The following is a 25,426-nucleotide window of genomic DNA, read 5'->3' as shown; positions in this document are numbered from 1 at the left end:
CTACAAACTTACACAAAAACAATACCAGTAAATGTCAGTTAACTGACACCGTGCATAATTTTTTTCATTAATGGTGACAACAACAACATAATTACTCCTAAAGCTATGGGTATGATTGTAAAAATCAGGAAGAAGGTAGACAAACTGTATTGATTACTAATTGTCTCAATCAATCCCCCCATAGAACCTGCTAATTTATTTCCCATTCCTAAAAACAAATAATATACCCCAAACATAATTCCAATCCAACTTGCCGGTACTAATTTACTAATATAAGACAAGCTTACAGGTGAAATACACAACTCTCCTAAAGTATGAAACAAATAAGCAGCAACCAGCCAAACCATACTTACCCTGATTACCGAATCAGCAGTAATCCCCATACTTCCATAAGCTAAAAATCCAAAACCCAGTCCTAACAATGCTAATCCCAGACCAAATTTCATTGGACCTGAAATATTGTACTTACTCTCCCACCATTTTGAAAAAAACGGAGCAAAACAAATAATAAATAATGAATTTAAAATTCCGAACCACGAAGCAGGAACTTCAGTTTCAGTTGTTGAAAAATCTCTTTTAATTTTCCAGATAACAATTCCCCAAATAATAATAAAACTTAATGATAAAATACTATTTCCTAAAGCATAGTCTTTAACTGTTTTAGAAAACAATTTCAGCAAAACATATGTAATCACTACCAGAGGAATAAGAGTCAGTAAAGCATCAGTGATTTTAAAAATCCAGGCTGCATTTCCAAACAATTCCCTTTGCGTAAACTTTTCAGCAAAAATTGTCATAGAACCTCCAGCCTGTTCAAATGCAGCCCAAAAGAAAACAGAAAAAACAGAAAAAATCACTACTGCAATTATCCGGTCTCTAATGATATTGGGAGCTATATTCTCTTGTGCTTCTTTTTCCTTAGATGCCTTTTTTGTCTCTTCGGTAGGAGGCAAACCAATATTTCCAAAGATATTTTGCGTAAAATAAAATTGTAGCATTCCAAAAAACATAAATATTCCTGCCAAACCAAATCCTAAACTCCAGGAAACTTTTTCTCCTATGTAACCACAAAGCATAATTCCTAAAAAAGCTCCGGCATTTACTCCCATATAAAATAAAGAGTATGCCCCGTCTTTCTTTTCCGGATGTTTTTCGTAAGCATTTGAAATTATCGATGTCATATTAGGTTTAAACAAACCATTTCCAATCATAAGACAAACTATACCAATATAGAGAAATGTAGGTGTCTCAACAGCCATAGAAACATGCCCCAAGGTCATTATAAATGCTCCAATAACTACTGCCCAGCGATATCCCAAAAACCGATCTGCTAAATACCCACCTACAATTGGTGTAAAATAAACAACCATCGTATAAGTCCCATATAGTGCCATTGCGTCTTCGACATTCCAGGCCCAACCGCCTTTAGTCAATGAAGTGGTTAAAAACAAAACCAATAAAGCACGCATTCCATAATAAGAAAAACGTTCCCACATTTCAGTAAAAAACAGTACAAATAATCCTGCCGGATGTCCTAAAACGGTGCTTTTAAAAAAATTATCTTGAGTATCTTGATTCATAAATCAGGTTTTAGAGAATTGGTATTATTAATGAGTATTTTCGAAAATAAAAATTTTAAATCCAAATATAGTTCTAAAATTCAAACTTATTAGAATCTGTATAAATTTTAGAACTATATTTTTTCTGTCACACTGAGCTTGTCGAAGTGCTTATTTATTCACTAAACGAGGTCTTCGACAGGCTCAGACTGACAAAACTGATACTCGCAATTAAATTTAAACAGCCTCTTAAATTGATTTATAGATTTTCCTTTATAAAATTCGTCATTTTATTAAACAACTGTATTCGGGTCATTCCACCGTAAATTCCGTGATTGCAATCCGGATAAATTTGGGAATCAAATTGTTTATTGGCTTTTATCAAGGCATTCATCATTTCCATCGAATTTTGAACATGCACATTATCATCCGCACTACCGTGAATTAAAAGGTATTTCCCTTTTAACTGACCGGCAAAATTAATAGGCGAGTTATCATCATAACCACTTGGATTCTCCTGTGGAGTATGCATGTATCTTTCGGTATAAACGGAATCATAAAAGCGCCAATTAGTAACAGGAGCAACAGCTATGGCCATTTTAAAAATATCATTTCCTTTCAAAATACAATTCGAAGCCATAAATCCGCCATAAGACCAGCCAAAAATCCCTATTCTGGATTTGTCAACATACGGATAATTTCCAATAACTTTTGCCGCATCAATCTGATCTTCAACCTCGTATTTTCCCAATTGTAATTGTGTTACTTTTTTAAATTCGGCACCTTTAAAACCAGTTCCGCGACCATCCACACATACTACAATATATCCTTGTTGCGAAAGCATTAAACACCAGTAATCATCCAGAGAATTCCATTGATTGGCTACTTGCTGTGAACCGGGACCGGAATATTGCGTCATAAAAACAGGATACTTTTTAGCCGCATCAAAATCTTTTGGTTTAATAATCCAGGCATTCAGTTCAATTCCTTTCTCTGTTTTTAAAACAAAAAATTCTTTTGCGGGCAAATTATATTCTTTCAGCCGGCTTGCTAAAGCAGCATTATTTTCAATTACTTTTAATTCTTTCCCTGATTTTACTTCGTTCAAAGTATATGCAGTAGATTGTTTAGCACTGGAAAAAGTACGAATATAATAATCAAAATCAGGACTAAAAGTGGCTTCGTTAGTACCTGTTTCATTTGATAAAGCTATTTTATTCTTTCCATTTAATGCGATTTTATAAACACCTCTGTTTATGGAACCATTTTCGGTTGACTGATAAAACGCTGTATTGGTTTTCTCGTCAATTCCATAAAATTGAGTCACTTCCCAATTGCCTTTAGTCAGCTGATTCTTCAACTTTCCTGTTTTATCATAATAGTAAATATGATTAAAACCATCTTTTTCGCTGGTCCAGATAAAACTATTGTCTTTTAGAAAAGTTAGGTTATCGGTAACATCAATATAAGCTTTGTCTTTTTCGTTTAAAACCACTTTTTTAGCCGCTGAATTTCCGTCAATAAAAAGCAGGTCTAAATTATCCTGATGTCGATTTAAAACCTGAGCTGACAAAACATTGGCATCATTAGTCCATTTTATTCTGGCGATATAAAAATCAGAATAATTACTTAAATCTACTGTTTTTATTCCTTTTGAGGCAATATCATAAAGATGTAAAGAAACTCTTGAATTTTTCTCACCTGCTTTTGGATATTTAAAAGTGGTAACTTCAGGATACAATTGCTGATTGAAAACCGTCATTGAAAACTCCGGCACTTCGGATTCATCAAATCGAATGTAGGCTATTTTTTTACTGTCTGCTGACCAGTCGAAAGCACGAACAAAAGCAAATTCCTCCTCATAAACCCAATCACAAATTCCGTTAATAATTGTATTTTTTTGTCCATCCGCAGTAATTTGGACTGTTGTTTTGGATGCTATATCGTAAACATATAAATTATTTTCTCTGGCAAAAGCAATTTTCTTTCCATCAGGAGAAAAAGTAGGTTCCTGAATTTGGAAGTCAAACAATCGTGTTAGCTCCTTTTTAGAAATATCATACAGATAATAATCGGCAGTAAAAGAGTGGCGATAAATAGGCGTGGAATTGCAGGCTAACAAAAGTATTTTTTCTTCCAAATCAAAAGTGTAAGCATCAATAGTAGGTATTTTTTGCTGTTTAGAATCAATAATTGTTGCTGTTTTTTGCAGCGTGGCAAAATCATACAAGTCAATCTGAGTGGACTGTCCCGACTGATCATAGTTTAGAACCGTGTACTGATTGGATTTTTTTAGCGAATGCAGTTCGTACATATCTTCGGTGCGATACATCCCCCGATAAATAGATTCGACAGTTATTTTTTGTTGGCCAAAAACAACAAAACTCAATAAAAACAGGACAAAGGAAGACAGTTTATGATTCATAAAGCAGAGATTCAGATAAAATGAATTCAATTTTAGTAAAAAAACGGCAATTATCACCTATTTAATTGATTTAAATGCACATTATAAATAAGGAAGAGTTATTTATTGATGCTAAATTAATGGCAAATAAAAGGGCTAAAACGTATCTTTGCCGCTCATTATATTTTAATTAACTGAAAATGAACAAAGCCGTAGCAGGATTCTCAAAACTATCAAAAGAAGAAAAAATAAACTGGATTGCCTCCGCTTACTTTTCAAATCCGGAAAACGCTATTTTATTATTAAAAAAATACTGGAATTCTGATGAAAAACTTCAAAAACTGCATGATGAATTTATAGAAAATACCATTAGTAATTTCTATATTCCGCTGGGTGTTGCTCCTAATTTTTTAATTAATGACAAATATTACACCATCCCAATGGCAATTGAAGAAAGTTCGGTAGTTGCTGCAGCTTCTAAATCGGCCAAATTCTGGGCTAGTCGTGGTGGATTTAAAACTACGATTATCAATACCGAAAAAATAGGTCAGGTTCATTTTTTATACAAAGGAGATGTTTCTAAACTGGAGCTGTTTTTTGCTCAGACAAAAGCTAAGTTTTTATCGGAAACAGAAAGTATTACAAAAAACATGAAACAGCGTGGTGGCGGAATTTTAAACATCACACTGGAAGACAAAACCCAATTATTAGACCATTATTTTCAACTTCATGCTACTTTTGAAACCATTGACAGCATGGGTGCTAACTTTATCAATTCCTGCTTAGAACAATTTGCTAAGATTTTAAAAACAGAAGCGCAAGTTTATGAACTTTTTACAGAAGAAGAAAAAAACATCGAAGTAGTGATGAGCATTCTTTCAAATTATGTTCCTAATTGCATTGTAAGAGCCGAAGTTTCCTGTCCTGTGGAAGAATTAGCCGAGAAACACATTCCGAATCCGGAAGTTTTTGCACAGCGTTTTGTTCAGGCCGTACAAATTGCCGAAGTAGAACCTTTTAGAGCCGTAACCCACAACAAAGGAATTATGAACGGTATTGATGCCGTGATTCTGGCAACAGGAAATGATTTTAGAGCTGTAGAAGCCGGAGTTCATGCTTATGCTGCAAAATCCGGAAAATACAGCAGTCTGTCTCATGCCAAAATAGAAAACGGTATTTTTAGTTTCTGGCTGGAAGTGCCTTTAGCATTAGGTACTGTAGGCGGATTAACGAGTTTACATCCTCTAGTTAAACTTTCGCTGGAAATGCTCGAAAATCCATCTGCTAAAGAATTAATGAAAATTGTTGCTGTGGCGGGACTAGCTCAAAACTTTGCCGCATTGCGTTCGTTAACCACAACAGGGATTCAGGACGGACACATGAAAATGCATCTCAACAATATTTTGAACCAACTTGAAGCTACTACCGAAGAGCGTGATGCTGTACAAAAGCATTTTAAAAACCATGTAGTATCGCACAGCGGTGTAGTTAATTTTATTGAAGATATCAGAAAAAAATAAGCGCTGCAATTTTAATTCAATTTGAAAATGGATACAAAAAAAACATTTTACAGCAACGGAAAATTATTAATCACTGCTGAATATCTGGTATTAGACGGAGCTAAAGCATTGGCATTGCCAACAAAATTTGGACAAAACTTAATTATTGAGGAAAGCAAAAACCCGGAGATCCGCTGGAAAAGTTTTGATGCTGATGGAAGCATCTGGTTTGAAGACAGCATTGCTTTTTCAGAAATAAAAAACCCAGTTTCGGCAAAAGAAGAATCAGTAAAAAACACTTTGCTAAAAATTCTGCACGAAGCGTATCTGTTAAATCCTGATTTTCTGAATCAGGAAAAAGGTTTTGAAATACGTACTGAATTGACTTTTCCTAAAAAATGGGGCTTAGGAACTTCTTCAACACTTATCAATAATATAGCTCAATGGCTGGAAATTGATGCTTTTAAATTGCTAAACAACAGCTTTGGTGGTAGTGGTTATGACATTGCCTGTGCACAAAACAACACGCCCGTTAGCTATCAGTTAAAGCAAGGGAAACCTAAAGTGGAAGCGGTACATTTTAATCCTCATTTTACCGATACTATTTATTTTGTGTATTTGAATAAAAAACAAAGCAGCAAAACTGCCATAGCCAATTACCAAAAAAACAAAACTACTGATATTGAAAAAAACATCACTAAAATAGATAAAATAACTCAGGAAATTATCCATGCCAAAAACAGCACTATAATGGCTGCTGCAATTGCCAGACACGAAGCAATTATGAGTACCATTCTGGAAACCCCTACCGTTAAAGAAAATTTGTTCTTTGATTTTATGGGTGAAATAAAAAGTTTAGGTGCCTGGGGAGGCGATTTTGTTATGGTTATTTCTGATGTAAATCCAGTTACTTATTTTGCTTCTAAAGGCTTCAAAACCATCATTCCTTATAAGGATATGATATTGGAGTAACCAAAAAAAAGATATAAAAAAACGTCCCGAATAAAATTCGGGACGTTTTTTTATGAATTAAATTGATACTAAAATCTAGTAATTAAATTGTTTTCTGTTGTCTTTTATATCAGCGATATCTTTAAGAGCCGGCAACACTCTGTTTACATCTCCTGCTGATTGTGCTTTTACTTTTTCAACATAAGGAGCAACATCTTTCAAAGCCGGAGCTTTAACGATACTGGTAGTTTTTACAACATACACTCCTGTATTTCCTTCAATAGGAGCTGACATTTTATTAGCTGCTAAAGCAAATGCATTTCCTACTACTCTTGGCTCCTGACCTACACCACCGTTTAAAACAGGGTTGTCTAAAGTTACACCAACAGCTTGTTCTACTTTACTTCCTGTAGCCTTAGCGATTGCTTCAAGAGAAGTAGCTTTCATTTTAGCTTTAAGCATTTCTGCTTTCTTAGTTTTTTTCAGTTTTGTTTCAATAAAAGGTCTTACCTGATCAATTGGAGCAAATCCTGAATCATCAATATTTTTAACTGTAGCAATTACGTGACCTAAATTAGCTACTTCAAAACGTTTTACTGAACCTACTTTAGTATCATCTTCAAATGCCCATCTTACAATAGCTCTTTGATTTCCTAACGGACCAAAAGTCTCGTCCATAGCTTTTACCGAAATTGCCGGAGTCACAGTCAATTTCATTTGTTTTGCTACTTTGTTAAAATCACCATCAGCAGCAGCCATTTCAAACTGAGTTGCCTCAGTAAATATCTTATCAGAAGTAGCTTCCGATGCTTCTAATTTTTGAGCTACAGTAGCTAAACGTATTCCGTCCTGCTTATCTGTTACTTTGATAATGTGAAATCCAAAAGGAGTTTCCACTAAACCAATTTTTCCAATTCCGTTGTTGAAAACAAAATCATTGAAATCTTTCACCATTTGACCTTGTCCAAAATAACCCAAATCACCACCTTGTTGTGCCGATGAATCATCAGAATATTGGAAAGCCAACATCATAAAACTATCCGGACTAGCATTAACCTGTGCTAATATTTCTTCTGCTTTAGCTTTTGCTTCTTCTTTTGTTCTTTTTTCTCTTTGGTTAGGAACCTGAGCACCTTCATAACTTATTAAGATATGGCTTGCTTTAGCATTAATTCCTGATTTTTTTCCTAAAGATTTTGAAATACAGTAGTAATCTCCAAAAATATAAGGTCCGTAAACTTCTCCCGGAGCTAAATTAAATAACTTGTCAGCATCTACAGCCGGTAAATCTTTTTTAGCTACATAAGTAGAATCATAAGGAATATCCGAATTTGAATTTACAAACTCAATAACATTATTAGTAGTTCTGAATCCTGCTACAGTATCGTTTTTACCAGTCGCCTGATTGTAAACCACACTTCCTGTCAACAAACTGCTGATGCTTGATTTTACTTCAGCCTCATCTGCTGCAGAAGCTTTATCTTCGATCAAAACATACTCTATTCCGCGGGATTCATCCGCTTTGTATAGTTTTTTATTTTCCTGCATGTATTCTAAAATCTCTGCATCAGTCACTTTTACATCACTGTCTTTGATTGAAGAATATAAAGCACCCACATATGAAAAGTTAGCTTTATTCGCTTCCATTTCATATTTCAATTTACCTTCAGCCTTAGTGGTGTAAGAAGCTGCTTTGATTAAAGTACTGTAAATTTGGTATTTTGCATTTAACTCAGCATCTTTTTCTCTTTGTTTCAAATATTCAGCCTGCTCAGGATTAGCTTTAAAATAGTCTTTAAATTTAGCCAGGTCAAACATTCCAGCAGCATTCAGGAACATTGGGTTTTGTCCGATATTTTGGTCTGCTTTTAAGATTTCAACAATATGTTTTTCGCCAACTCTTAATCCTAATTTATCAAATTCATCAGTTAATAAAGCAACCGAAACTTCTTGTTCCCAAACTCTGTTAGCTGCAGCTGTAGAAGTGATTCCCTGTCCACTTTTTTCAACATTACTTACTTTAAGTCTAAAATCCTCAAAGGAAATGTCTTTTCCGTTGATGCTTCCTACATCTTTTGAGGTACTGCTAAAACTTCCGCTTTTGAATAAATCCCCAATGATAAATGCAAATAAAGCTAATGCAATAACTGCAATCATTAAGGCGGAACGCTGTCTAATTTTTGATAAAACTGCCATTTTTATTGTTGTTAATTTTATATTCAGTTTGCGAAAATACAATTATCTAGTTAATAATAATACAAGTAACGTTTTATTTTAAAAGATTTTTTGTTTTTCTAAAAAAATCACTCTTTTACAGTCATTTTTACTAATTCAATTTTTTTATTTGTCGCTTCTTCAATCACAAAATGGTAATTCCCAATGGTGATTACATCGTTTTTTTGAGGAATTTCTTTGGTGAAATCTACAATAAAGCCTCCTAACGTTCCATAAGAATCGCTTTCGGGAATTTGCAATTTATACATCTGATTTAAATATTCCACATCAAAACGGGCCGAAAAAAGGTAGGTACCCTCTTCCATCTCTTTTTCTATTAATTCTTCATCAGAATCATGCTCATCTTCTATTTCACCAAACAGCTCTTCGACAATATCTTCTACCGTAATGATTCCGGAAGTCCCTCCGTATTCGTCTAAAACTACCGCTACACTTTTACGTTTTTTAATCAGCAAATCCATAACATCTTTGATATAAATGGTTTCCGGAACAAATTCGACCGGAATCACTACTGATTTAATATTTTTGGGTTTTTTAAACAAATCAAACGAATGTACATAACCTATAATTTCGTCTAATGAATTTTCATAAACTACAATTTTAGAATATCCCGTTTCCACAAACAGATCTTTTAGTTCATCAACAGCATCAAACAAATCGACTGCTACAATTTCAGTACGCGGTGTCATAATATCTCTGGCTTTCACGCCTGAGAATTCCAGTGCATTTTGAAAAATCTGAATTTCCGAATCTACTTCTTCATCATCTTCTATAGTGCTCATTTGTTCGGTAATGTAATTTCCCAGTTCTATTTTAGAAAAATACAACTGAATCTGATCTCCTTCTGTTCTAAAAAATCGTTTTAAAATAAAATCAGAAACCCAAATTAAAAAAGTAGAAATAAAATAAAAAAGCAAATAGAAAATATAAGCCGGAACAGCAAAAAACTTAATCAATACATTCGAATAAATCTGAAAGAATACTTTTGGGAAAAATTCTGCTGTTATCAAAACAACGATTGTAGACAATACCGTCTGGATCAACAAATTCAACAAATCAGAAAAATGATAGCTCAGCGAATGAATCCAGTTCATTAACAAGTCACCCATAAAAAAACCATACACCACTAGTGCTATATTGTTCCCAATGAGCATTGCGGCAATAAATTTAGAAGGTTTCTCAGTAAGTCTTGTTAGTATTTTAGAAATAAAACTATCTTGTTTTTTTTCTATTTCGAGATAAATTTTATTAGACGAGACAAATGCGATTTCCATCCCTGAAAAGAAAGCAGATAGTATTAAACATAGTATAATAATACTAATTTCCATAAATTATGATTTACGGTTGCGGTCTTCCATTTTTTTTGCAAATCTTCTTCTAAAGAAAAACATAAAAATACCTAAAGCTGCTATTAAAAGACTCAAAAGAGGCGTTTTAGTAGGGTCATCCCATTTTACGATAGCATCGTAAATAAAAAATATAGCAAAAAGAATATAAATGTAAGGGGTATATTTTAAATAACTCATAGTATTTGTAAAATTATATTATTCGGCGGTTAGTACTTCACCGGTTATTCTTTGAGAATTAACTACTTTAAAATCTTTACTAAAATCAATTCCCTGACCGTTTGAAACGCCTTTTAAATCTGTAAATTTAAACTTTTTCTCCGTAAAAAACCATTCGTTTTTTTGATCATAATACAATTGCCCGGTTTCCAGCATTTGTCCGTTTTGAGAAACAATTTTTACTTTTCCCTGTAAATCAATTATTCCTGTTTGTTTATACGAAATAGCATAATTAGAGGTAACACGTGTTTCTTTACCCTTATTATCATACAGCGTTAAATCAATACCTTTAGGAAATTCCGTAAAAGGAAAATCAACTGTGGCATAATCCAGCATTTTAGAACTAAGCAATACTGCTTTTATAAAACCGGAATCGGTATATTTTAAATTTACTTTATCGGCATCGCCACTGGGAGCAAATTCAGTGAAATTATTTTGCTGTACTTTCTTAAAATTACTTTCGCACCCAAAAAACAGAGTCACGGCTACTGCCATGACTACCGGAAATATTTTATATTTTTTAAATACAAGCATAATGCTATTAGAAAAAGTGCTGTTGAAAATTCTTAAAGACAGGTATTAGTCAAACTTTCTCTTCACAAACCATCTGTCATTCAACGAAAGTCCTACGCTGAACTTAGCATAATTTTCCTGAATTAAACCTGCTGAAGTAGTTCCTCGTTTCCCATATTCAAAGCCAAAATTAATATTCGAAAAGCTACCTGTAACAGGCAATCCTAATCCAAAACTAAAACCTGCATCTTTAATAGACTCTGAATTAACAATTAATCCTGTTTCTTCATATTTAAGACCCGCTCTAAAAACGATTCTTTTAAAATAACTTGTAAAAGAGTCATGATCAGGAATAAAATAACCTCCCAGACTATATTTCATTGCTTTATCATAAGAAACATTAGGCTTAGTATTATAAGTATTGGCTAAATCACCTTTACTAGCTGTAGCAAACTGAGCACCTATAAGCCACTTTCTTGTTTCACCGATTCCTACACCTATTTTCAACTCAGAAGGTAAAGTCAAATCTCTTGAAAAAGTTTCCTCTTCAGAAGTTTCCACTTCAGAATATTCAAAATTCGAATTATAACTCACTGCAGAAATACTTCTTGAATTGGAAGACCCCAGATTACCTTCTAATTTATAACTCAAACTACTGAAAAAATTTAATTTTTCATTCAGTTTTGCCTGATACATCGCACCAAAATTAAAATTCACACCTGACAAATCAGCTTTATTCAATTCCAGACTTCCTAAAGCAACACCATTAATGTATTGCATAGCAGTGGTCTCAATATGTCCAAAATTATATTCTACATTAGCCCCCACACTAAAGCTGGGTGCCACTTTATAAGAAAGGGCAAAAAAAGCTTTATTCAAACCTCCATTTCCAAAATCGCGACTATTAACATCATTTTCAACAGAAGATACTTTATAACCTACCGAAGAATAAGGAATCAAACCAAAACCTACTCCTAACTTACCCATAGGCAATCCTACAGCTAAATAATCAAAAGTGGTTCTTTTTGCTTTTTCAGAACCGGAATCATTTTTTAGCGTGGTTTGGTTATAGGTACCTCCAACAGTAAAAGTGGTTAATTTCAGATTAGAAAAACTCGCCGGATTATCTAAATTAATATGAATACTATCTTGTTCCACCTGAACACCTGCCATTGAACGACTTTCTACAGTCCCTTTAAAACGAACATCTCCAATTCCGTAAAGAGAATAAGGAGACGAAGTTCCTTCCTGAGCAAAAGATGCCAGGGATAAAAGCAAACAAAGGCTTGATATAATTTTTCTAATCATTTTTGATTTTATATTGAAATGTTTGGTTCAAACTCTCTAAAAGGAAATTTGAATTGGCAAATATGGTATTTTTTAATCGTTTAGCCAAAAATTCTGCATCACCACCCGTTAAAATTATGATAATTTTTGAACAGCCTGCCTTATATTCATCTATAAAACCGTCAATCTCATAGACCAATCCGTTTACCACACCCGAGTGTATGGATCCTGAAGTTGACTTTCCCACATAACTTTCCGGACTTTGCAAATGCAACAACGGAAGCTTTGCCGTAAAATTATGCAATGCTTCATAACGCAATCGCAATCCCGGTGCAATCGCACCACCCTGATAGACATTGTTTTCATCAACAAAATCATAGGTAACGCAGGTTCCCGCATCGATTATTAAGCGGTTTTGATCAGGATATAACAAAGTCGCTCCTGAAGCCAGCACCATTCTGTCAATGCCTAAAGTTTTTGGAGTTCCGTAATTGTTGATAAAAGGAAAAGCATCTTCGTGAGAAACAAAATGAACTTCAACTTCTTTTTCGAAAATCAAAAAAGACTCTTTTTCAACATCCGCTACTGACGAAACAACAATGCTAACTATTGCTTCAAATTTCTTTAAAATATTTTTTATGTTTTTTTCAAGCACTGTTTTATCAAAAACAAAGCTTTCCAAATGGGTATTACCCTCAAAAACAGCTGCTTTAATTCGGGTATTCCCCACATCAACAGTTACTATCATATTTTGGATTTTGCTTGGGCGAAGGTACGAATAGATTTTTTCATAAAAATGTTTTGGATATATTAAAAATGGTTCTATATTTGCACCCGCGTTAAGCACGGTACCTTAGCTCAGTTGGTAGAGCAATGGACTGAAAATCCATGTGTCCCTGGTTCGAACCCTGGAGGTACCACAAAACCCGAATTCTTAGAGTTCGGGTTTTTTGTTTTTATTAATATTAAGTTTTTTTGGCACACCGATAAAACGGATTTAGCGGATAAAAACGGATTTTTTAATTTCTATCATTTATAAATCCGTTACAATCTTTTTTATATGGGTACCAAATAAATATATAGCACAAAAAACGGTTTTTTTTTAATTTCTATCAGTGTAAATCCGTTAGATCTGTTTTATCTGTGTTCCAAATAAATATAGGACATAAAAAAAACCTCCCGTTTTCAGGAGGCTCCAACTACAAATTATTCTCAATTATTTCATCAAACGTACTTCATAAATACCTGCAATAGACGAATTCGATTTCGCCTGAAATTTCACTTCCAGTAATTTTGGATTCGCTTTTAAAACCTCAGCCGGAATTTCAATTATTTTATCAATAAACTCATTTCCTTCTTTTCCATCCAATGTAATCGAAGCAATTAAAACCGAGTTCATATAAACATCAAAGTTTTTATTTTTATCAGAACCAAAATAAGTAAATCTTAGTTTACGTGCTTCCAGTTTTGGGTTCTTCAATTCGTAGCTAAAAAAACCTTTTCCATTTCTGTAGTGGCGTTCTTTATAGATTCCGGTATCCGTTTGTTCTCCTTTAAAATTATGATCATTTTCGGGTTGTTGTTCACCGGCAGTAACTAAATCTACTGTTACCGCTTCTAATTTCATTTTCGCCTCTTCTCTTTCTTTCATTGCAGCCTGCAATTCAGGTAATTTTTCCTTTGTGGTATAAGGCCAATACAGCATGTATCGCGCATCATGAATTTGGAAAAAAGGCACCAATTGTAAATTCTTAAATTGATCCTGATACGTAATATCCGAAATCGAATACGTAAATGGTTTGTTTTTTATCTCTTTCAAAGATGGTGCTAAATCAGTCGAATTTGAAATCAGCATTGGCGCTTCTTCAATAGGATAAATGGGTCCGCTAGCAATATGCCCCATTCGGCTTCCATCGGCTGTTAATCCTGTCAAATCAGAAGTATCGGTAACAGCAGCCAAGACAATTGGACCATGTACAAAAGAAACCCAGGCTGATTGATCCGGAAGCTGTTCGGCAGTACTGTGCATTGGCAATACCAACGAAATTACATCCCCTGATTTCCACTTTCGATTAATCGAAACATAAGAATTCGCCTCTTTTTCAACCGTAACCGCTTTACCGTTCACTTTGATTTTCATTTCGCCATTCGTTACCCAGGAAGGATATCGGAACTTTACAGCAAATTTTTGTGCTTTTTTCAAATCCAATGTAAAAGTGGATTGTTCTTCGAAAGGAAACTTGGTATTTTGCGTTAGTTTCAATCCTTTTTCTTTCCATTCTAAAGTAGAAGGAATAAAAAGATTCACATACAAATCGTTCGCATCATGAGCATAAATCATTTCGCCATATTTTCCGTGATTCTCTAAACCGGAACCCACACAACACCAGAAAGATTCCTGAGACTCCGAATACACCCGATAATGACGCGGACGGATAGGAGTAAAATACACAAATCCTCCTTCAGGATGCTGCGATGACAAAATATGATTATAAGTGGTACGCTCGTAATAATCCATGTATTTCGAGTCCGGATGTGCCAGGAACAAATGCTTACTCAATTTAAGCATGTTGTAACTGTTACAGGTTTCGGGACCTTCTCTGGATTCCAGCATTGACGAAAAATCATCCGCAGGATTAAAATGTTCTCTAACACTATTTCCTCCTATCGAAATGGTTCTGTTTTCGACTACTGTTTTCCAGAAAAAGTTAGCCGCATCTGCCCATTTAGCGTCTCCTCCCACCTCAGCAACTCTCATAAAACCAATGACTTTAGGGATTTGTGTATTGGCATGAAGTCCGTTTAATTTATCTTCCTCTTTTAACAAAGGACTCAAAATCGTCTTATGCGAAAATTTTTCAGCCAGAACTAAGTATTTTTTATCTCCGGTAATAGCAGCTACATCAGCGAAAACTTCGTTCATACCGCCATGCTCACTTTTTAACATTTGCTGGATTTGCTCTTCCGAAAGATTAGCTACTAATTTCAAACACCAATCCGATAATTGGATAAGCATTTTTTTAGCCTTTTCGTTTCCCGTTAAATTATAAGCATCAACTAAACCTGCATACACCTTATGAATATTATACCAAGGCACCCATTTATTATTCAATGAAAAGCCACCTGCGTCAATCTTCCCTTTAGCAATATCAGCCCACAAAGCCTTGCTTCCGGGAACACCGCCTATGTATCCGTCACCATTTTTTAACTGGCATTTTTCCAGATTATCCAACATATAATCCAATCGTTCTTTTACTTGCAGATTTCCTGTTGCGGCATACATCTCCGACAAAGCCGAAAGATAATGTCCGCCAATGTGACCGTCTAAACCTGTATTTTCCCAATTGCCGTAATTGTCTTTTAAAGGTGTTATTCCGGCTTCTTTTAAATAAGGCGCCAGCAATCTGTCGGCATCGAGTTCTAAAATATATTTCATATCGGTTTGCTGTGCCTTCAAAAAAGGACTTTCTAACAAACGAACCGATGCTAACGGAAAACTTTGTAATTGTGCTGACTGGCTATAAGCAGCAGTACTTAGAGCAAAAAATGCTGTAACGTAAAACGTATTTTTTAAATGTTTTTTTACCATAATTTTATTTAGATTTTATTCTGAAAACAAATGCTCCCTCATCTATTTTCAGAAATGAATTTTAGAATTTATTTTGTTTTTATTCGAATAAGCGAAAATGAATACGCTGGTAGCTCAGTCGAAAAATTTTCACTTATAGCAATCGTATCCGTTTTTGGTAAAGCCGTTTTACTATCAGGAACTCCTGTTAACAAAGTACGACTGGCATTCGAAGCGGTTACTCCCAGATTTTTTAAATCCAATTGGGTATTTACTGCAACAGGAAGCATGTTGACCAATTTCAGAATCAAATCATTGCTTTTGCTATCGCGAACTACCGAAACTCCGATGCGTTTTCGAACGGCTTCATTTCCATCAGAAAGCATAATATTATTCGGCAAATAAACATCTCCTGCATTGTTTCCGTACATTTTCTGAACCTGATAACCCACCGTTGGTTTCACTTCCGAATTATTAAAATAGATAATATCCGGATTCCATTGAGTGTGACCTTCTTTGGCAAGCATTGGCGCAATCGAAGCCATACTTACTACATCTCCGTTGCGTTCAATTGATGTTAAATACAAGGCTTCCGCCAAAGCCGTTTCGATATTATTAGGACGTCCCGGTAAAAAAGCGGCATATTCTCCTAAATATACTTTCGCCTTAGAACGATCGTACTTATCATAAAAATCCTGATTATTGATAAACCAACCCACGGATTCATAATAATGCTCATCGACCATTGGGATATTTAATTTATCGGCAAGAGCCCAACCTTCAGTATAATCTGTTCCTTCATAAAATGGCCCAACGGTACCAATAACGGTAATTTCAGGATATTTTGCTTTGACAGCATTAAAAATCATTGTAAAACGCTCTTCGAAAATATCTGTAATTAAATCTTCATTTCCTATTCCTACATATTTAAGGTTAAAGGGTTTAGGATGTCCCGCTTCGGCTCTTTTCTTACCCCATTTGGTATTCACATCTCCATTAGCATATTCTATTAAATCTAAAACATCCTGAACATAATCGTCCATTTCGCTCATTGGGATTCCGCCTTGTTGTCCTGCTCCGCCTGTTCCTGAATTCTGACAAGGAACTCCTGCTGCAACTACCGGCAAAGGCGCTGCTCCCATATCTTCACAAAACTGAAAATATTCGAAATAACCCAATCCCATCGATTGATGATACCCCCAAAGATTGCGTTGTGGCTTTCTTGATTCTAATGGCCCGATGGTATTTTTCCAATGGTAAATATTATCAACTCCGTCACCATGAGCTACACATCCGCCGGGAAAACGCATGAATTTTGGCTGAATATCAGCAATGGTCTGTGCCAAATCGGAACGGAGACCATTTTTACGTCCTTTAAATGTTTTTTGTGGAAATAGCGAAATCATATCCAGAGCGATACTTCCCTGACTTTGAGGTAGAATTTCTAATTTTGCATCCGTTACTGTTTTATTCGAAACCAAAACAGCATTGTATTTTTTCCAATTTACACCATTCGAATTAATAGTAGTTTCGGCATATTTTTCTCCATTTTTCCCTGTCAAACGAATGATGAGTTTTGTTTTGGCTGCAGCCAAATTTCGACAAAACAATGAAAAATCATATTTATCCCCTGCTTTTAAAGCGATACCATCAAAACCTTCATTACTGAAACCTCTTCCAATTTCAGTTATTTTCAAAACAGCATAATGCTTGTTGTTTTCATGAATTGGCGAAAGCGAATCAATAGTAAAAGTATTTTGATTTCCTTCGACACTCCACGATTTAGAACTATTCCATGATTTATCATGACCTTCCTTGTCACTCAAAGCATACTCAAAACCACGGTTCTGAATCAATTCAGCATACAAACCACCATCGGCAGCATAATTAATGTCTTCAAAAAATACTCCGGTAAGCATGTTGCTTATTTTTTTACTTCCGGTAGCTTCAACAGTAATGGTAGCATTTAGCGGTTTCAGTGACGCAAAACGAACAGCATCTGTTTTTGAAGATTCTTCTTTTAACTGATTATTATAAGCAGCTAACTGTTCATTTTTTATCAAACTATTTACTACATCCCAGATAACCTTATGTACAGTTCCGTTTTGAGGAATTCCGGCTATTGTAATTTTTTCTCTTAAATCGACACGCTCCGTATCCTGAATTGTTTTTGTAGCTGAATAATCAACAAAATTACTTGTGGTTACGGCAAATAATCCATTCGCAGCAGCAGAACTCTTCCATGACACAGTAAAAACACCGTTATTTTGAGAAACTATTGGTTTAATGCAATTGTTATTCTGCATCACTTCCGGATAAGATTGACGTCCCCAGCTAATCAAATCTTTCGAAGCTGCATGAGCAAAAGTTCCATCTTTATCATTTAAACTCCATACACAATGGTATGTCCCGTGTGCATCCTGAAAAAGATAAGGTGCTATCATCTTTTTTTGGGATCCCCATCTTCCATAATCGGAAAGTAAAAAATTGTAATTCTGACCCACCGAATGCCAGCTTTTTCTATCGACGCTCCACGCAAACTGCAATCCCGTTCTCCCCGATACATTCTCTGGTGTGTAAGCAAACAAATAGACTGAGCCCGGATGTTCTGTTTTGGCGTTATTTGCAAAAAAGGGCAAGACCATTAAAAGACTTATTGCAAAAGCAATGACATTCTGTTTAATTTTATTTTTCATTGGTTTATTCTTTATAAAATTTTGATTGGAATTAACAAATGTAAATAAAACATTTATTAATTTGATTATAAATTTAATGGAAATCAAACTGATTATGATAAAAGCTATTAAATACAAGGAACGGAATATATTAAAATAAAAAATCTCAAAGCAAATTAAATATCGCTTTGAGATTTTTTATAATACCCTTAAATTAAAATTATTAATTTAGATAACCGGGATGTTGCGTTAAATTTGGGTTATCAACAAGAGGATGACCAGCAGATTTATTAGCAAAAGGAAGCAATTCTGAACGATTTTGCTGAAAGCCATAATACAATCCATCGCTACCGTCAGGAGCCTCAATCCAATTAGGATATTGACCTCCATTTTCAGCTGAACCGGTTGGTTTAGTATAAATAATATTCCCTATTTGAAGTGTATTAAAACCTGAAGTAAATCCAACGGTTTTACGGGCATTTCCATTATATGCGCTTGTGTAAGCCTGAAACATATTTACCGGATACCATTTATCATCTCCCGTCACAGTATAACCGTGAGCCTGTGCAATTCCGGCAGTTTTAGCCAGAAAAGCAGCATATTGAGAAGAGGTTGTTGGTACTGTTTGGATCGCTGCAATTTCTGCAGGATCAGTTAAATCAATATATTTAACTGCCAAAAACGGATCTCCGTAAGTTTGTGCGTCAAGATGAAATTTATACAAACGATACACCGCTGTGTTAGCATATGCGTTTTTTCTATCTGAAAGATCTTTCATATCCTGTTTTGTCGCTGCTAATTCAGTTGCTAAACGATTCATTCGAATTAAATCAGTACGCAAGTTAAATTCGCCTGCAAATTCCCATTTACGTTCCTGAACAATAGCATCTTCAAATCCTTGTTTATCTGAAGGTATAGTTAAAGAACCAATTCCTGCTCTATCCCTTACTTTTTGCAAAGCATCTTTAGCAGCTGCTGTTGGATTATTGTTAAGATAATTTTGAGTTTCGGCATACATTAATAATACATCGGCATATCGTAAAACAGGAATATTAAGATTACGTTGTGAAGCTCCTTGTGGCTCATTACACCAAGAGATACGGAATTTTCCAGGCATAATACAAGAGAATGTTGTTCCTACATCAACCCATTTATCACTTGCCGAACCATTATTTAAAAAATAAATACTATAAGCAGTACAGGAGACATCACGTCGTGTATCATTTGGATTAAACGACAAATAATATGTTGGCAACATGAATTGTAATGCTTTACGGGATCCAAACACTCCACCTCTAGTCCCCGGATGAGCATAAACACCAAAAGGAGAATTGGTATTTTGACCTAAATTAGCCACTTCCCAAAGCATCTCATTTCTGGTAGCTGAAAAATTTCTTTGGCAGAAATTATACCATAAATATTCAAAGCCACTTTTATTACCTTGTGCCTGAACCAGACTATTTTCATTTCTGGAAATAACAGCCTCACATGCCTTATCTGCAATTTGATAAAGCTCCTGAGCGCGAGCAACATCCGAACGTCTGGACATCATTAAGCTTCCCTGATCATTTGTTTCCAGATTCCAGCGTAATGAATAACCACCTGCGTGTAATGCGATACGGGCTAATAAAGCATAAGTACCTTGTTTTGTTAAACGCTCATAAGTAGCATAACCGCTTTCAGAAAACCAGGGAATATCCTGTACAGCCGACTGAAGATCAGCAACAATACGATCATAAATCTCATCACGAGAAGCACGTTTTGGATAAAATGTATTTTCATCATCCGGATTCAGCTCTTCCAAAGGTTGCCATACAGCGGGAACATCTCCATATACACGAATTAGATTATAATAACAAAAAGCTCTGATTGCTTTAGCTTCGCCTAATAACGCTTTCGTTTTACTAGTTTCAGGCATTTTACTTAATCGACTAATAGCAATATTAGTGGATTCTATAATACGGTATTGTTCTTTAAAAATAGTTGTAACAGTGTACGGTGTTGTTGCGTCGTAAAAATAGTTGCAAATGTTATATTTAGAATTATTAGTTGTTCCGTCTTCAGAAGAATGTGTTACTGTCTCCCCTGCTCCAAGCTGATAAAATAACTCCGAATGAATAATACCGCGATAACAACCCTGAACAAACATATCAGCGGTTAATTCATCTGAAAATACTGTTTCAGTATCAACAGCGTTATAAGAAGGCATATCCAGATAATCCTGGCAAGAAGTCATATTTAGAGAAACGATAAGAATCGAAATTATTAATGCCTTTTTTTTCTCAAACAATTTAATAGATTTTTTCATGATGTATATTTTGCATTAAAATGTTAAGTTTAAACCTAGAACAAAGCTTCTGGAACGAGGATAAGCAGAGCTGTCATATCCCGGGGTAACAGCTACTAAATCATTATCACCCGCAGAAACTTCAGGATCAAAACCAGAATAGCCTGTAATAGTCAATATGTTATTAGCTGTAAAATAAAAACGGGCATTAGAAATTTTAGCTTTTTCAGACCATGCTTTAGGTAGTGTATATCCCAGTGTTATTTGCGCAAGGCGTAAATAAGAACCATCTTCAACAAAATAAGAAGAAGGATAAGTGATATAACTTGAGTTCAAAAGATTTAAAGCAGATGTACGAGATGCTTCATCAGGATTTAATTCTTGTAAACGACTAAGCGAAGTTGCTTTTTGTCCTGTCAAAGGATCAATTAAACGGTAGTAATTATTACCAAACTCTGTAGGTACATTTTGAAAAAGAGCATAAGGGCTTGTACTGTGCTTAGTAGCATTATAAATATCATTTCCAATACTGAATTTCATAAACGTATTTAAATCAAAACCTTTATAGCGAAACGTATTAGTGATACCTCCAATACAATCAGGAGCACCATTACCTATTTTTACTAATTGACGTGTAAATTGATCGCCAGCTTCATTATCAGCAGCAAATTTTACATCACCCGGACTTGCAGTTCCACTAAATGGTTTTACAACACCAGGATTTAAAACATAAGTCCCATCAGGATTTTGAGTAAAATCATCGGTTGTATAAAGTCCCTGATATACATAACCATACATATCTCCTAATTGATCTCCCACAGTAGCATAATATGTTACTGAACCGGATCTGTTCCCTCCTACATTAAACGTTTTCTGTGTTTGATCTTCTTCTAAAGAAAGTACTTTAGACTTATTAAAAGCCAGGTTTAAATCAGTTGTCCAACGGAAATTAGAAGTTTTCACATTTGTTGTACTCACTGTAAATTCCCAACCACGGTTACGCATTGTTCCCACATTTTGATATTGATTTGCGTATCCTGTTGAAGAAGGAATGATACTTTTTAATAACATATCACTAATTTGATTGTTATACCATTCTGCTGTGATATCGATTCTTCTATTGAATAAAGAAATATCTAAACCAAGGTTTGTAGCATGTAAAGTTTCCCATTGCAAACCTTGATTACCCAATGTTGAACTTGGCACATAAGCCGGATTCCCCGGAGTGTTATTAATTGGATAATCCGTTTGACTTACGGTTGTAAGATATAAGTTATTACCAATTCCATTATTACCGGTAATACCATAACCGGCACGCAGTTTAAAATTATTGATAACATTTCCAATAGCATTATTTTTCCAAAAATTTTCTTCTGAAATTCTCCATGCTCCGGAAACAGATGGAAAGACACCCCACTTATTTCCTTCTGCAAATTTAGAAGAACCATCATAACGTAATGTTCCAGTTAAAAGATAACGATTATCATAAGCATAATTTAATCGCCCAAAGAAAGAAGCTAATCCATTGCGGGAATGACCTGTATTTTTATCTGATACAGTTGCATTTGAAATATCGTCTAAACCAAAGTTAGGTAATGGAAATTGTCTAAGACTTAGACTATTGCTTTCAGATTCATTATAAGTAACCTCCTGTCCTAATAAAACAGAAACATCGTGTTTATCCGCAAATGTTTTCTTGTAATTCAAGGTATTTGTGATTTGGTAACTAAACGATTCTGAATTACTGATACTTCCATTAATACCGGTATTAACAGGATCAGTTAATGCTGCTCTTGAATTTTCATCTGAAAAACTAGTTCCTTTACCACTTGACCAGGAATATTGACCGGAAGTACGCCATGTAAAGTTTTTCAGAAAATCAAATTCTACACCAGTATTCACAAGAAAAACACGAGAGCGTCTATTAGATTGGGAAGCTTCGTTTTCTACTAATGGATTTTCAGTATCATAAGCAGAATCTAAACCGGAAAAATCTCCAAAAGTCTGTGTATTAATCAGCTGATCCTGAGAAAACAATGTTCCACCATTGATGGGCTGCAAGAGCACATCCTTTAGACCACCATAAGCACCACCACCATCTGTTGAAGTATTACTAAACATAGTATTAAGGTCTAAACGTAAGCCTTTATATAATTCTGAATTGATTTTAGCACGGAATGTGTTCCTTCTGTCACTATGATTTGCTATAATCCCTTCCTGATTATTGTAATTATAACTTAAAAATGCCTGTGTTTTTTCATTACCAGTTGATACGGTAACATTTTGATTTTGAGTATAACCTGATCCTCCAAACATTTTTTTCTGCCAGTCAATAGCATTACCTGAAGCATAACGATTATTAATACGATCATAAGCACCTGTATAAAAATTAGGCGTATCTGTTGCTAAACTATTGTCAAAAACATTACTCCATGAGGCTGGCTTTCCTTGTAAAACTGCCATTTCGTATTGATATTTGACAAAATCTTCTGTATTAGACATTACATCCATTTTTTTAGAAAGTTCATCAAACGAGATAAAAGAGTTGTAAGAAACTGTTGTTTGTCCTTTTTTTCCCGATTTTGTTGTAATTACAATAATACCATTAGATCCACGAGCTCCATAAATTGCTGTAGACGAAGCATCTTTTAAAATCTCAATACTTTTAATATCGTTAGGATTTATAACATTTAATGCATCATCCATTTGAAAACCATCCACAATATAAAGCGGTTTAGTACTTTGTGTAATTGAGGTTCCGCCTCTAATAGTGATATTAGTTCCCGCACCCGGAGCACCACTCGTAGTTACAATATTCAAACCCGCCGCTCTACCTTGTAAAGCCTGTGCAGCTGTCATAGCCGGAACCGTAGCTAATTGTTCACCTGAAACTGAAGATATTGCTCCTGTTAAATCACTCTTTCTTTGAGTTCCATATCCTACAACCACAACTTCTTCTAAACTTTGCGAAGATTCATTAAGTGTAATTCTAAAATCAGTCTTATTACCAATAGGAATTTCCACTGAATCAAATCCAACATAAGAGATTACCAGTGTGGTGGCGGTATCATCGACTCTAATGCTAAATTTTCCATCTATATCTGTAGAAACACTATTTTTAGTTCCTTTGACTAAAACACTTGCCCCCGGAAGAGAAAGTCCACCGGCATCAACAACTACTCCACTAAGCGTTTTTTGCTGTTGTCCAACTGTTTGTAAAAAAGCTTCGATGTCATTATTATCTTTTTTATTGTCTTTTTGTAATATAATTTGATTACTAACTACCGTATATTTAATATTCAATGGCTGTAAGATTCTGGAAAGCACAGCTGATAAAACCTCATTAGTAGCTTTAACACTAACCTTTTGGTCAAATGCTACCATTCTGGAATTATATGAAAATTTCACATCAGCTGATTTACCCAGCTCTTTTAAGGCATTATTTAAATTCATATCCGTGATGGATATAGTCACTTTTGTGTCTAACTTTCCCTGTCCATTAAGGCTATTTGCCATGGTAACGGTCGAAAACACAACCGCTAATACAAATTGATACAATGTCATCTTCATGAGTCGGATTAGAAATCGTTGTTTTACTTGGTTTTTTTTCATAATTTTGGTTTGTTTTGATTAATACTATTTTGAGCGTATTTTAAGAAACATTTCAAACCCACTTTGCAGAGTGAGAATGAGCACAGGCGTCGATAATGTTGCAGCATTTTCGACGCTTTTTTTATTCATAGGCATTGAAATTAATTACATCCTTTAGACAAAATCGTGATTTGATTTCCATTCATGGTATAACTGGAATTATTACCGATACTTTTACAGATAATCTTTAATTTTTCCGGTAAAGGCTGATCATTTAAGGAGGTGGTCAAATGGCATTTTTTCAATTCCTGTTTTGGATAATCTATCTCTACCGAGTAAGCCAGCTCTATTGTTTTTAAAATCTGGCTAACGGGAATATCTGTAAAATCAAAACTTAATTGTTCAATACTTCTCACTGAACTACTAATTGATTTATCGGTTGTGATATCAGTTATTTTCTTAAAAGTTTGATTTTTACGTTCAAAACGAAGCGCCTGATTGGGCAACAATACTATTTCTTTTTGGCTTGATTTAGAGTACGCTTTTTCAGAATTCACTTTTACTTTTCCTGTTCGTACTAAAACCTCCACATCAGAATCATTTGTATACGCTTTAATTCGGAAGCTGGTACCCACGACTTTCGTTACAACTTCATTAGCATGAACAAAAAATGGTTTTTGAGGATTTTTACTAATTTCAAAAAAAGCTTCTCCTGACAAATACACTTTTCGTTCATTACCCATAAAAACTTTCGGATAACTCAGCTTACTTTTAGGCTGTAACAACACTGAACTTCCATCGGATAAATTTATAATCTGTGGTTTATTCGAATTATTTATTTGTTCTAATAAACCATCTGCTTCTGCGTGAGCAACTATTTGTTCCTGATAAAAATCGGTGTTTGCAGCAGTAAAATAATTGGTGTACGCATAAAATGAAAGCAAACCAAGAACCAGAACTGCCGCAATTTTTCCAAACCAGCCATCGTTCCATACTTTGATTAATTTATTTTCTCTTTTAGGACTTTGCTCTTTTTGTTCAATTTTCAGCCAGGTATTTTGCAGAGCATCATCCAGCTGTTCCTGAGTCAAATCATGTTCGGGAACTTTCATAGCCAGTAACCACAGACGGGCTTCTTCGACTAATTTAGCCCGTTTAGGATGATCTAATGTCCAGTCTTCCCAACCTGCCATATCATTTTTTGACCTCATCCACAGTCGGAATGATTCGTCAGCCAAAAAATCTTCTATTTCTCTATATTTATTTCTTTTTTTCATTTCGCACCGTATTTC

15 protein-coding genes and 1 tRNA gene are annotated in these 25,426 nt (G+C 34.8%); 3 read left to right on the top strand and 13 right to left on the bottom strand.

Features of this window, described 5'->3' with window-relative positions:
• Positions 1-38: 38 nt before the first annotated feature.
• Both BUB89_RS09030 and BUB89_RS09025 read right to left on the bottom strand, forming a co-directional pair.
• Complete coding sequence (locus BUB89_RS09030) at positions 39-1,580, bottom strand: peptide MFS transporter (RefSeq protein ID WP_073244180.1); 1,542 nt, start codon at positions 1,578-1,580, stop codon at positions 39-41.
• A gap of 238 nt (positions 1,581-1,818) precedes the next feature.
• Positions 1,819-3,984, bottom strand: coding sequence for a S9 family peptidase (locus BUB89_RS09025; RefSeq protein WP_073244178.1), 2,166 nt, complete (start codon positions 3,982-3,984; stop codon positions 1,819-1,821).
• A gap of 179 nt (positions 3,985-4,163) precedes the next feature.
• Here BUB89_RS09025 and BUB89_RS09020 point away from each other — a divergent pair, with 179 nt between their 5' ends.
• Together BUB89_RS09020 and BUB89_RS09015 are read left to right on the top strand one after the other, a co-directional pair.
• The gene (locus BUB89_RS09020; RefSeq protein WP_073244176.1) at positions 4,164-5,483 is read left to right on the top strand and encodes a hydroxymethylglutaryl-CoA reductase, degradative; all 1,320 of its coding nucleotides are present in this window, start codon (positions 4,164-4,166) and stop codon (positions 5,481-5,483) included.
• Between the two features lie 27 nt (positions 5,484-5,510).
• Positions 5,511-6,434 (top strand): GYDIA family GHMP kinase, encoded by a 924-nt coding sequence (locus tag BUB89_RS09015; RefSeq protein ID WP_073244174.1) that lies wholly within the window; start codon positions 5,511-5,513, stop codon positions 6,432-6,434.
• 75 nt (positions 6,435-6,509) lie between these two features.
• Here the strand turns inward: BUB89_RS09015 and BUB89_RS09010 are convergent, their stop codons facing one another.
• The 6 genes from BUB89_RS09010 to BUB89_RS08985 form a co-directional block, all read right to left on the bottom strand.
• A complete protein-coding gene (locus BUB89_RS09010) occupies positions 6,510-8,609 on the bottom strand; it encodes a peptidylprolyl isomerase (RefSeq protein ID WP_073244172.1) in 2,100 nt (699 codons plus the stop codon).
• A 107-nt stretch (positions 8,610-8,716) separates the two neighbouring features.
• Positions 8,717-9,976, bottom strand: a complete 1,260-nt coding sequence (locus BUB89_RS09005; RefSeq protein ID WP_073244170.1) for a hemolysin family protein — start codon at positions 9,974-9,976, stop codon at positions 8,717-8,719.
• Between the two features lie 3 nt (positions 9,977-9,979).
• Entirely contained in the window at positions 9,980-10,174 is a 195-nt protein-coding gene (locus BUB89_RS09000; protein WP_073244168.1) for a hypothetical protein, read from the bottom strand.
• Between the two features lie 18 nt (positions 10,175-10,192).
• Entirely contained in the window at positions 10,193-10,747 is a 555-nt protein-coding gene (gene lptC / locus BUB89_RS08995; RefSeq protein WP_073244166.1) for an LPS export ABC transporter periplasmic protein LptC, read from the bottom strand.
• Between the two features lie 45 nt (positions 10,748-10,792).
• The gene (locus BUB89_RS08990; RefSeq protein WP_073244164.1) at positions 10,793-12,034 is read right to left on the bottom strand and encodes a BamG family beta-barrel-assembly machinery protein; all 1,242 of its coding nucleotides are present in this window, start codon (positions 12,032-12,034) and stop codon (positions 10,793-10,795) included.
• The gene (locus BUB89_RS08985; RefSeq protein WP_073244162.1) at positions 12,027-12,761 is read right to left on the bottom strand and encodes a type III pantothenate kinase; all 735 of its coding nucleotides are present in this window, start codon (positions 12,759-12,761) and stop codon (positions 12,027-12,029) included. Before BUB89_RS08985 ends, BUB89_RS08990 begins: the two co-directional genes overlap by 8 nt.
• A gap of 99 nt (positions 12,762-12,860) precedes the next feature.
• On the opposite strand from BUB89_RS08985, the gene BUB89_RS08980 reads away from it, so the two are divergent.
• A tRNA-Phe gene (locus BUB89_RS08980) sits at positions 12,861-12,933 on the top strand.
• 296 nt (positions 12,934-13,229) lie between these two features.
• On the opposite strand, the gene BUB89_RS08975 is transcribed toward BUB89_RS08980, so the two are convergent.
• The 5 genes from BUB89_RS08975 to BUB89_RS08955 form a co-directional block, all read right to left on the bottom strand.
• Positions 13,230-15,602 carry a glycoside hydrolase family 127 protein gene (locus BUB89_RS08975; protein ID WP_073244160.1) on the bottom strand — a complete coding sequence of 791 codons (2,373 nt, stop codon included), beginning with the start codon at positions 15,600-15,602 and terminating at the stop codon, positions 13,230-13,232.
• Between the two features lie 68 nt (positions 15,603-15,670).
• Positions 15,671-18,277, bottom strand: coding sequence for an alpha-L-arabinofuranosidase C-terminal domain-containing protein (locus BUB89_RS08970; RefSeq protein WP_073244394.1), 2,607 nt, complete (start codon positions 18,275-18,277; stop codon positions 15,671-15,673).
• Between the two features lie 202 nt (positions 18,278-18,479).
• Positions 18,480-20,564, bottom strand: coding sequence for a RagB/SusD family nutrient uptake outer membrane protein (locus BUB89_RS08965; protein ID WP_073244158.1), 2,085 nt, complete (start codon positions 20,562-20,564; stop codon positions 18,480-18,482).
• Between the two features lie 15 nt (positions 20,565-20,579).
• Positions 20,580-24,155, bottom strand: a complete 3,576-nt coding sequence (locus tag BUB89_RS08960) for a TonB-dependent receptor (RefSeq protein WP_200806824.1) — start codon at positions 24,153-24,155, stop codon at positions 20,580-20,582.
• Between the two features lie 140 nt (positions 24,156-24,295).
• Positions 24,296-25,411, bottom strand: coding sequence for a FecR family protein (locus tag BUB89_RS08955; protein WP_073244156.1), 1,116 nt, complete (start codon positions 25,409-25,411; stop codon positions 24,296-24,298).
• Positions 25,412-25,426: the final 15 nt, after the last annotated feature.

It is taken from the genome of Flavobacterium flevense (genome assembly GCF_900142775.1).
Taxonomy (GTDB): Bacteria; Bacteroidota; Bacteroidia; order Flavobacteriales; family Flavobacteriaceae; genus Flavobacterium; species Flavobacterium flevense.
The sequence above is the reverse complement of the archived record's forward strand: the minus strand, read 5'-3'. Positions and strand labels throughout refer to the sequence as shown.